This window comes from Synergistaceae bacterium, from assembly GCA_031267575.1.
Classification (GTDB): domain Bacteria; phylum Synergistota; class Synergistia; order Synergistales; family Aminobacteriaceae; genus JAIRYN01.
In genome coordinates this window covers 48,709-59,334 of the sequence record JAIRYN010000042.1, presented here as the reverse complement: position 1 = coordinate 59,334, position 10,626 = coordinate 48,709, and the positions used below count along the sequence as shown (strand labels likewise).

The 10,626-nt window shown below is 51.7% G+C and carries 8 protein-coding genes; 1 reads left to right on the top strand and 7 read right to left on the bottom strand.

Annotation, left to right across the window (positions count from 1 at the left end; translation table 11 throughout):
- Positions 1–2,446: hypothetical protein (locus tag LBJ36_06275; protein MDR1378643.1), on the bottom strand; the 2,446-nt coding region annotated here is incomplete at its 3' end.
- 585 nt (positions 2,447–3,031) lie between these two features.
- Between LBJ36_06275 and LBJ36_06270 the strand changes: the two genes are divergently transcribed.
- The gene (locus LBJ36_06270; protein ID MDR1378642.1) at positions 3,032–3,613 is read left to right on the top strand and encodes a GNAT family N-acetyltransferase; all 582 of its coding nucleotides are present in this window, start codon (positions 3,032–3,034) and stop codon (positions 3,611–3,613) included.
- A 69-nt stretch (positions 3,614–3,682) separates the two neighbouring features.
- On the opposite strand, the gene LBJ36_06265 is transcribed toward LBJ36_06270, so the two are convergent.
- The 6 genes from LBJ36_06265 to LBJ36_06240 form a co-directional block, all read right to left on the bottom strand.
- Positions 3,683–4,732, bottom strand: coding sequence for a hypothetical protein (locus LBJ36_06265; GenBank protein ID MDR1378641.1), 1,050 nt, complete (start codon positions 4,730–4,732; stop codon positions 3,683–3,685).
- 64 nt (positions 4,733–4,796) lie between these two features.
- The gene (locus LBJ36_06260; protein ID MDR1378640.1) at positions 4,797–5,609 is read right to left on the bottom strand and encodes a peptidyl-prolyl cis-trans isomerase; all 813 of its coding nucleotides are present in this window, start codon (positions 5,607–5,609) and stop codon (positions 4,797–4,799) included.
- Positions 5,590–8,064, bottom strand: a complete 2,475-nt coding sequence (locus tag LBJ36_06255; protein MDR1378639.1) for an ATP-dependent Clp protease ATP-binding subunit — start codon at positions 8,062–8,064, stop codon at positions 5,590–5,592. Before LBJ36_06255 ends, LBJ36_06260 begins: the two co-directional genes overlap by 20 nt.
- Positions 8,065–8,100: 36 nt before the next feature.
- The gene (locus tag LBJ36_06250; protein MDR1378638.1) at positions 8,101–8,589 is read right to left on the bottom strand and encodes a CtsR family transcriptional regulator; all 489 of its coding nucleotides are present in this window, start codon (positions 8,587–8,589) and stop codon (positions 8,101–8,103) included.
- 639 nt (positions 8,590–9,228) lie between these two features.
- Positions 9,229–9,930 (bottom strand): YigZ family protein, encoded by a 702-nt coding sequence (locus LBJ36_06245; protein ID MDR1378637.1) that lies wholly within the window; start codon positions 9,928–9,930, stop codon positions 9,229–9,231.
- An 8-nt stretch (positions 9,931–9,938) separates the two neighbouring features.
- Positions 9,939–10,418, bottom strand: a complete 480-nt coding sequence (locus LBJ36_06240) for an HIT domain-containing protein (protein ID MDR1378636.1) — start codon at positions 10,416–10,418, stop codon at positions 9,939–9,941.
- Positions 10,419–10,626 lie beyond the last annotated feature (208 nt).

Below are 10,626 nucleotides of genomic sequence, written 5' to 3'. Positions count from 1 at the left end.
AGGCGTATCCATCCTCTGGAACTGGATCGGAACGGGTGCGAAAGGCGTAACTCAAAGCGTTCTCCGCATCCTTGAAATCGCCGTTGATCGTGAAGTTGTGGTAAAGGGAATTGATGGCCATTGTTTCATAAAGATTTCCGTAAGAGCCGACAGCATAATAATAATTCGCGCGGTACAACACCGGTAAACGCACGGTTTTATTGTCGAGAACCCCGTCTTTAAATACGTAATCGACCTCTGGCCAGGCGTAGTCGTCGATGCCCGTGATGTCTGGTGTCCTACCGGTCCGGTTCGAGTTTTGTATGGCGGTCCGCGCGGTGATAACGTCCGCCGCCTCGGTGATCTGCGGTGACGTGTAGGTCGCGAAGTCAAAGGAATGGTCGATATAACCTCCAGAGCGCCAGTTGGTATAGTAGGAGCCGTTAGCGGTGCTCCATCCGAGCAGGTCGAGTCTGTACCTCACCGGCGGATTTTCGTCGCGTCCGTCGTTGTGAGGAGGGTTGCCAGTCATGTCGCCTACGGTCATCAGGCTGTCGAAGTTGATACTGGTATAGGGAACGAAGTTTTCGTTGAACTTCAGCTCCTCGCCGAAGCCGACCCACGCCTCGTGCGTCGCGCTGCCCGATACGATGTTTCCCGTCTGGCTGTCCACGCCCTCGCAGGTAGCAATGACGCTGATCCTGTCTCGCGCCACCCGCGTGTCTGACGTGATAGACGTCCCATCGTGGTCGATGGTGTAGGTCAAGGTTCCCGTGTTCCCCACGCCACCGCCCGCAAAAACAGGGGTGAGACCGCCAATCTGGGCGCTGCTTCCCAGAAAACCGTTACCGTTAACGTTGGATTCTACGTGACCGCTGATACGCCCGATTAAATCGTTGTATTGGTTGTTCGCCACGTCTTCCCACTCCTCAGTGGTAGGAGAAGTGTAAGGTAGGTCGCTGTCGATGAAGCCGACAGAGATGTCGGGAACATTGATGATGACGCTGACAGTGATCATCTCGGGGGCATAGCTAAATTGCCCGGAAGTATGAGGGTCAGCGGCATCAAAATTCGGCTCGGTAACCCAGGACACGTTTACCCCGTTATCCTTCAGTTTATAATAAATTGTCTCGATGTCGTCCCCGGCGTTGAGTGTCACATCGTCCACCGTGATCGTCACCGTGGTCCTGGCGGAGATGTAATACCGTCTGTTATTGGCCGTATCATCAAAATACGAAGTTTCCGTAATATTGTCGCCCAACCTCCAGCGATCGTAAACACTGACGCTGAATTGGGTGGACATATTGTACTCGTAACCGTCGCGGATAGTGAGAAGATCCCCGGCCTCGCCTTGATCGGTGAAACTGGTGGCATATTCGGTGTTATCGATGCCGCTGGAACCGCAATTATTCCATAGCAGCGTATCATGGCGCTCGACTGAGGTCTCTTCGTGAAAGCTCATGGAGGCGTTGACCGCGCGGTCTCCCACAACGCCGTTGGATGGTGGGGAATCGGAGTTGGAGCGGAAGTATCCTCCTGTCGGCTCTCCAACAGAAGCCACCGCTCCGCTGCCATCAGGATCACTGTCATAGGTCGCCATGAAAGGAACCGTGTCCGTGACCCGGAAGGTGTACTCGCCGTAGGGGATTTTCTTGTCGTCGCCGTTGATACCGGGCGCGACGAGCTCCGTGACACCGTGGGTGGAAGTGTACTGAGACGGGTCCGTAATGACGATTCCATCCACCAAAAATTGCGTGCTGCCGAAAGGCACCTCCCGCGTCTCCAGGTCGTATACTCCCTCCGCCATGTTGATGGCCCCCACGTCCCGGATTTGGGTTTTCTCTTGCTCAGAGTATTCGATGCCATTCGTCAGGCTCTTCGTGCCGTTGATCGCGTAAAAGATGTTGGACTTCAAAATCTCCGCCTCTCCGGCCTTGGCGCTGACGGTGATGCGGTAGTTTCCCGATACGTTGGCCTCTGCCCCCGATAGCGTTAACGTGGACTGAACGAGCGACACGAGGGAGTCCGAACTGCTCCCTAGAAAATTAAGGGTACCATCCAGCAACTTCTTTTTATTGAACTGCGTCGTGTTCGCGACACGGTCTACCGCCTCTTTGAGTTGATCAATTTCCAGTTGGATGTAGGAACGGTCTTGTGCAGTCAGTGTGTCGTTGGAGGCTTGAACAGCCAGTTCGCGCATACGCTGGAGCATGGAGTGAATTTCTCCCAAGGCTCCCTCCGCCGTCTGGATCATGGAAATTCCATCCTGCGAGTTGCGAAGGGCCTGCGTCGTCCCGTAAATCTGCGCGCGCATCTTCTCGGAGATAGCAAGCCCAGCCGCGTCGTCAGACGCGCTGTTGATCCGCAGACCTGTGGAGAGCCGCTTGATGGCCTTTTGCATAGCTTCTGTGTTCGATGTCAGGGAATTATACGCTCCGAGGGCAGAAATATTGTGATTGATCATCATTGCCATTCACCGAAAAAACTAGCGAAAGGCCACAAAAAAAGAAAGAAAAGAAAGAAAATAAAGAAAGAAAAAAGAAAGGAAAGAATCTGCTCTGCTCTGCTCTGCTCTGCTCTGCTCTGCTCTGCTCTGCTCTGCTCTGCTCTGCTCTGCTCTGCTCTGCTCTGCTCTGCGGGATTGTATTCCACTTTCTCAAAAACACAAGCGTCAGATCCATGATATTTCACCCGATCCTTTTAGCGTATTCATACCTACTGATACTCTAGCAGATACGTTTCGCATAGTATTTTTCGGCTACGTAGTGCGGTCTAATTATATCGATAATACTGTGACGAAACAACATAGAATTAAAAATAAAGAAGAAATTAGAAGAATTAGAAGAATTGGTAGGCGTTTTGTTATTATCTCCGGCTATTCAGTGTATTGGTTATAGACGCGCTCGCAAAATCTTTTTGTAGGATATTATTGATCGACCATAACAATATCAACAAACTGGCCGCTTGCGAGTATATTGACAAATTTATCACAAAGTCGATCAATGTCAACAAAGTTTATGTTATCTCTGCGATATTATCGCCCTTTTGAGATATGATATCCGCGGTTGATCAACGGTTGACCAACTACAGAGCGAGGGCGGAAAGCAGAGGGTGGAAAGCAGAGGGTGGAAAGATGGGCGTTTCGACAAGAGCGATGGACGCGGACGACTGGCGGGCGGTGGCCGAGATTTACCGACAGGGCATACAAACAGGAAATGCCACTTTGGAGACGGAGGTTCCGACTTTCGAAAAGTGGGACGCGGCGCATAGGCAAAATTGTCGGATCGTTGCCGTTCTGAACGGCGTGGTCGTAGGGTGGGCCGCGTTGTCGCCCGTGAGTGGCCGTTGTGTTTACGCCGGCGTGGCAGAGATCAGTATCTACGTCTCGGAGAAACACCGCGGGCAACGCGTTGGGCAAACGTTGCTGAACGTTCTGATCGAGGAATCGGAGAACGAAGGATATTGGACGCTCCAATCCAGCATCGCCGAGGAAAATACCCCCAGTGTCGGTCTCCATCACAAATGCGGCTTTAGAACGGTGGGAGTTCGTGAACGTCTCGGACGCGACGCCCGTGGAAAGTGGCGTAATATTTTGCTATTGGAGCGCCGGAGCGACAAAGGGGGAGATGAGTGATCGGGTATTCCATGTTATATTCCATGTTAGTCTGGGTTAGGCTAGTTGGGCTGTTGATGTATTTTCCGATCAGTTGATTCGCCGCGGCATGGGCAGGTTCGCCAGGTCCTCAGCTGGGGAGATCCAAATGTCGAGAATGCGCCACTCCACGCCTATATATCGCAATGTAAACTCCACGTAGGCAACGTGATCGGAACGCCCAACCCCCACAAGGTCGACGACGCCTCTTATCTCATATATGCCGTCGCCGTCCACATCGACAGGTTGTAACACCGAATACCGGTCTTTCCAGACCGTCACAGGGCTTCGCAGGGTACCGAAATCCTTGATATAAATCAGCCTCGTCTCGTAGACCTCTTTTCTGGACGACAGGTCGATTAACGCTCTGTCGCCGGTTTCCCTCACGAAGATCTCGGCGCGAAAACCATCAGAAAATCTCCCCATAATCGTGGGAATGTTGGTGAGTTTGGAATCGAAAAGGATCTTGCCCTCTTTCCCTTGGAGTTCAATGATTAACAAGCGCCGCATCTCGTCGTTGACATCCTTGACGAACAAGAGAATCTCCGACTTGTAAGCGGATACGAAATTTTTCATCTCGAAAGTGGATTTAAACCCCTTGAGGTCCTCGGGGAGAGGGATCAAGAAAGGCTCCTCATCAGGCGCGGAAACCTCAAGCACAAGCGACCGATCGTAAAGCCCATCGTTTTTTCGGAGCGCTATTAATCGGACGCGGCAAATTTTGCCACCCGCTTCGATGTTGCCGCTTTCCTCTCTCAGGACGACGTAGTTGCCCTCCAATCCGTGGGACGCGCTATCGAAAAAGTTCGGGCTTGCTCGCAATACGGACCGCACAAGTCCATCAATGGGATTCTCTTTATCGAAGCTCCAGTCCTCATCGAAGCTCCAGTCCTTAGAGATGACCTCGAACGCTATGTCTTTGGAGCTTAACTTTGGTTCAAAATCTGTAGGCTCTGGGTCAAAGATCGAGTTTTCAGGAATCGCCTCGGAGGACAGGAGTAAAGAAAAGTCTTCAGCTGCCCTTGCTGTGCTTATAGCTTCGAATGGGACAAAAAACAACACCGCTTCACACACTAAAAAAGCAATCTTTTTTTTCGCCATGCGACACACCCCGAAAACAAAACGGCTGCCGAAAAAACGATATATATCCTCTTAATGTATCCTCTTACGGCAACCGATTTTCCAACCGATTTTCCAACTTTTCTCTGATCGTGAGCCTAATCTTATCGCTCTCCACAAGGGATTTGCATTCTTCGAAAGGTATGGGCCTGGGGTCTCGCCGGTCCAGTACCTCGTAAAGCATATGGCCTGTGGGAACCTGGATCGGCCCCATGATCTTGTGAAGCGGGGCGTGCCGCAATTCCTCGGCCAAGGTGGGAATGAGTTTATCGTAGAAAATCCAGCCCACGGCAATAGAACCTCGCAATCGAGCGAGGGATGTTCCGCGAAGACGTTCTTTGATGCTCGATGCCATTTTTTCCCGCTCTGGCGGGTAGGTGATCTGACGATAACGCACCGCTCCACTGTCGAAATACCTCTGGCGGTTGGCCTCATAAAAGGCGTAAAGAGCTGTCTCCGAGCAATCTATCTCATCGGTGACTTTTTTCTCCCATACTTCGGCCAACAGAGAACGAGTTCCCCATCGAACGGCAAGCTCCACGTCGGGAGAGGCGAGAAACCCGTCTCTCTCCGCCGCTTGAGCCATTGAGGCAACAAGCGCGGCTTGATCACGTAGCGTCTGTTTCTCGGAGGGATTCATATTCGACCAAGCCGCGAAAGCCACGTCTTTTCCTCCGAGTCCCAGAGCCAGAAAAGCCATCACATCCTCGTCCTCCAGATAAGGAGTCGTCCAAGGAATCTCCTCCGCCGCGGCCCAACTCGGTAAGAAACTCGCGACAAACGACCCTAGAGAAACACAAATAAAAGACACTACACCCCAAAAACGCACGGTGCGCAGGCTATTTCGTATATAGGGCAAAATCATCGGTGTCGAAGGCAATTTCATTGTCCGTAACCTTAATCGTAACGGTGTTGCCTTTGCCAATTCTACCGGCGAGCACGGAATCGGCCAGTTTGTCCTCGATCATGGATTGGATGGCCCGCCTCAAAGGCCGTGCCCCAAACTTGGGCTGGAAGCCCTTGTCCAAAATCATCGCTTTGGCCTCGTGTTCGATGTCGATGCCGATTCCCCGCTCTCCCAGACGCAACCGAACGTCCGAAAGCATGATCTCCACGATACGCATCAGGTGGTCGCGCGACAAGGGCCGGAACACCACCATTTCGTCGATACGGTTCAGAAATTCGGGCCTGAAAAGTTTCTGCGCCTCGTCCATAATGATTTTTTTCATCCGGTCCCAGTCCAAAACGTCCACTGACTCCACGCCGAAGCCCAAGGGGTTTCCTCGCGTGGCCTCCTTGGCTCCCACGTTGCTGGTCATGATCACCACAGTATTACGGAAGTCCACCTTACGCCCCTGCCCGTCTGTCAGATGCCCGTCCTCCAAAATTTGGAGCAGGATATTGTACACCTCATGGTGGGCTTTCTCGATTTCGTCAAAGAGAATGACGGAATAGGGACGTCTGCGGACCATTTCGGTCAGCTTTCCGCCGTTGTCGTGGCCGATGTAGCCGGGAGGGGCGCCCAACAGCTTGGATATCTCATGTTTTTCCATGAACTCGCTCATGTCCAGGCGGATCATGGCGTCCTCGCTGCCAAACAAGAAGCGGGCTAAACAACGGGCCAGTTCCGTTTTCCCCACACCGGTCGGTCCCGTGAAGAGGAAACTGCCTATGGGGCGTTTGGGGTCGCGGAGTCCGCTGCGCGCCCTGCGTATGGCGCGAGACACAGCGCTGATAGCCTCGTCCTGCCCCACCAGCCGGGTGGAGATCTCCTCTTCCATTCGGAGCAAGCGGGCGGATTCCTCCTCCGTCAGTTGAACGACGGGAACTCCCGTGAGTTCGGAAACCACCACCGCGATATCCTCCGCCGTCACCACCACCTTTTGGGTGCTCGAACTGTTGTGCCAAATGTTGCGCACGTTCTCCAGCTCGTCGGCCAGGGAGTGCTCTTCATCTCGGAGTTTCGCGGCCAGCTCGAAATTTTGGGCGTTCACAGCGCCCTCTTTTTCTCTACGCGTGAGATCCAACCGTCGTTCCAATTCCCGGACCGAGTCGGGCGGATCGAGAGTCCTCAACCGAGCCCTAGCCCCAGCCTCGTCGATCAGGTCAATGCCCTTGTCGGGAAGGAAACGATCTTTAACGTAGCGGGCGGAAAGTTGGGCCGCGGCTATCAAAGCCTCGTCTTCTATCGCGGCCTGGTGGTGTAGCTCGTAACGATCCCTTAGGCCCTCCAGAATACGCACGGAATCGGCGACGCTCGGCTCTTCCACCTTTACGGGCTGGAAGCGCCTTTCCAGCGCGGCGTCTCGTTCCACATACTTGCGGTATTCTTCTTGCGTTGTGGCGCCGATGAGCTGAAAGACACCTCTGGAAAGACTGGGCTTCAGGATATTGGCGGCATCCACCGTGCCCTCGGCGCTGCCGGCTCCCACAATAGTGTGCACCTCGTCCACGAAGAGAATGACCTCCTTGGAGTCGGTAAGTTCCTTAACGATCCTGCGTAACCGCTCCTCGAACTCGCCTCGGTACTTCGTGCCGGCCACCAGGTTGCCGGTGTTGAGCTGAATGACGCGCTTGTCGCGCAGGGGTTCCGGGACGTTGCCGTCGGCGATCTGCTGGGCCAGTCCCTCCACTACGGCGGTTTTGCCTACTCCGGGGTCGCCGATAAGGACGGGGTTACACTTGGTCCGGCGGCAAAGCACCTGCATCAACCGTTTGATCTCCTTGCTCCTTCCAATAACGGGGTCCAGTTCCCCGTCGCGCCCCTTCTGGGTCAGGTCTATTCCCAGTTGATCCAAGGTCGGGGTCTTTGTGCGGCCTTTTTTCTTCAGCCTCTCGGTAAACGGCTCCACCCCTTGCGGAGAGGCAACTGCGCCGTTCTCCGGCATGATCGCGAGGATCTGCTTCTGCACCGCCGAGGCATCGATCCCCATCGCCAGAAAATACTGAGAAACCATGCTGTTGGTGTCGGAGAGTATCCCTAGGAGAATGTGCTCGGTGCCCACGTAGTTGATGCCCATACCGCGGGCCTCGTGTATTGCCAGTTCCAAGGCCTTTTTCACGCGGGGGCTGAGGGGTAGGTCAATGGCCTTTAACGTAGGTTGGGATCTCCCCATAGCCTCTTCGATCTGTATTCGGATTTCGTCCAAATTCAGTCCCAAGACCACCAATGCCTGATATCCCAAACCACCGCCCTCGTAAATAATCCCTAGGAGAATGTGCTCCGGCTCTATAACATTGTGCCCCATCTTCAGAGCCTCGCGGTGAGCCAATTGGATAACTTTTTTCCCTCGTTCGGTAAAAAATTGCCACATGAGTCCATATACCTTTCTGTTTGCGAACTTGATTTGTTAAGTCAGCAGCAAACCTCGCAACGTCCGTTTCAACACGTCGGCCTGGAGAACGCTGCGCTTGTAAGGCGACAGATCGAACTCGGACCGTCCCAAACCGTCCACGTACCTCAACGCCACCTCAATTATCAGACGTTCCCGGACATTTATCAAGCCTCTCTCTTGAAGATTGGTCAGGAGTCTTTTACAATCTTGTTCGGAAAGAGCATCGCCCACGATCTCCTCCATGTGTCTTATCTTATCCTCCGGTTTCGAGTAGGAGACGCGCACGATACGGATGTAGCCGTGTTCCCCCCTTTGGCTTTCCACCAAATAGCCCCTTTCAGGAGTGAAACATTTGCGCAGAACATAGTTGATCTGGCTGGGGACGCATCCGAAAGACTCCGCCAGCTCCTTTCGCCGTAACGAGACGCTAGATTCCTCGCTTCCGTCACCGAAAAGTTTGTTGATATATTGTTCGATCACACGCGTCAAAGTCAAATTAGGCATTCCTCCAAAACCTCCCTGAAACTCGGCGCCCATCCTAAAGACAAACTCCAACGTTGACATACTCCCACGACTAAAGTTGTGGAATTCTAAGATCGACAAAGACAGCCGACTGAAACCGGTCTTACGTCTTTTCCTTTAAGAGTGGATGCCCCCACTCTGAGAATATTTACAGCCGCATCAATATCCCGATTGATATCCCGGTCGTGTTCCGCCCCGTATCTCGCGTTGATAAGCCATAAAAGGAGTTTAACATGAAAGTAGACATATGGCAAGAAACCAAATACAAAACAAACGCCGCTAACGACGGCGTTGCGATTCTCATCCAATTTTATCCAACTCTTATCCAATCTTACCCAATCTTATCCAACAGCTGAAGTCGTTGGCTTTCTCATCGCTTTATCGTAAGATAACGTTAAATTTAATATTGTTTTCATTTGTCTATTTTAACGTAAAGGTCAATATTCATCAATAATCAAATTTGCTTAAAGAAACCTGCAAAGACTTTCACAGCTAAAAGAAATTTAAGAAAATTAAAGCGCCTGAAAAGTTTAAAATTAATTAAGACCAAAGGCGTTTTCTTCTGGTTTAAAGAGGAAAACGCCTTTGGCAAGGGGAGAAGAACAGGCATTAGTAGCTTATTTAAGGCGATGAATCCATAATATGTGGATTATGTTGCTCATTATAAGAGAAACCTTCTTCCAGCCATTTCCAGCTATGAATACGTTTTCTCGCCTGAAGTTCATCGAATATAGCCGTTATTTGTAACATAGCAGACTCTTTCACTCTGGCGATAACCTCTACCTCCGAGCCGTAATTCCACCTTGGAACGCCGGTCAGTCCATAAACTTCTAATAAATACGTTATATCTTTTATTATAGCGTATGGGAGGCAAATCGCCAACTTTCGTGAGCGAACCCGTCTCACCCGCTCGGCCCGCTCTAACGCATTCGAAGCAGCCTGCCCATAAGCCTCGATTAATCCTCGAACACCCAGCTTGATCCCTCCGAAGTAACGCGTTACCACTATCAGCAAGTTGACCATGCCGCATCGCTCTATGGCCGAAAGAATTGGTTTTCCAGCAGTCCCCGCGGGTTCTCCGTCGTCGGAGAAATATTTTGTTTTGCCCCGGGAATCCAAGAGATACGCCCAACAATGATGCGCCGCGTTCTTGTGCTCGGTTTCCGTACACGTCAAGAACGTTCGAACATCCTCGACGCTTCTGCAAGGAAAAAGACGCCCGATAAAAAGAGATCTTTTGATCTTGACTTCCGCCGTCGTAACTCTTGCCGGTTCCCAAAAAACATCTCTGTCTTCTCTTTGCGCTTGAGGTTCCGTCGACAAAACTGATCCTACTGTTCCCAAGACTCTTTCAGTTTCTGATAGGTCCTGTTCAAAGCCTCCGGAACCACTCTTGTGTCCGCTGTTACCGCCATAAAGTTGTTGTCTCCATCCCATCGGGGAACCACGTGCAGGTGTAGGTGGCCCACCATTCCCGCGCCTGCCGTTTTTCCCAAATTCATTCCTATATTAAACCCCTCCGGAAGCATAACTCGCTTCAACACCTGAACGGCACGGGCAGTCAAACGGTTCATGTCGTCGTGTTCGTTGTCCATTAAAGATTCGTAAAGGTTCGTATGACGATAGGGCACCACCATCAAGTGCCCTGGGTTATAAGGATAGAGATTTAAAATGACAAAACACGCCGCGCCTCGATGGAGAATATAGCGCTCCTCGTCACGGTGCTCGGCTGGGAAATCACAAAAAATACACCCCTCATGCTTCGGCGCCATAATATAATCCATTCGCCAGGTCGCAAAAAGATGATTCATAAAGAAACCACCACCCACGTTGTTATATACTAAATAGAATAACACAAATATAGGCCATCGCGCTCTGGGAGGTGGCACGGTATCGCGGAACAGAATTTTACTGTTTTGAAACAAAGTTGGCTGAGAAACGCAAGAGGCACAGCATAGAGCTTCGAGCTGCTGACCGGTTTTTTCCCTCATTTTTTTTCCTTCATCTTTTTTCCTTGCT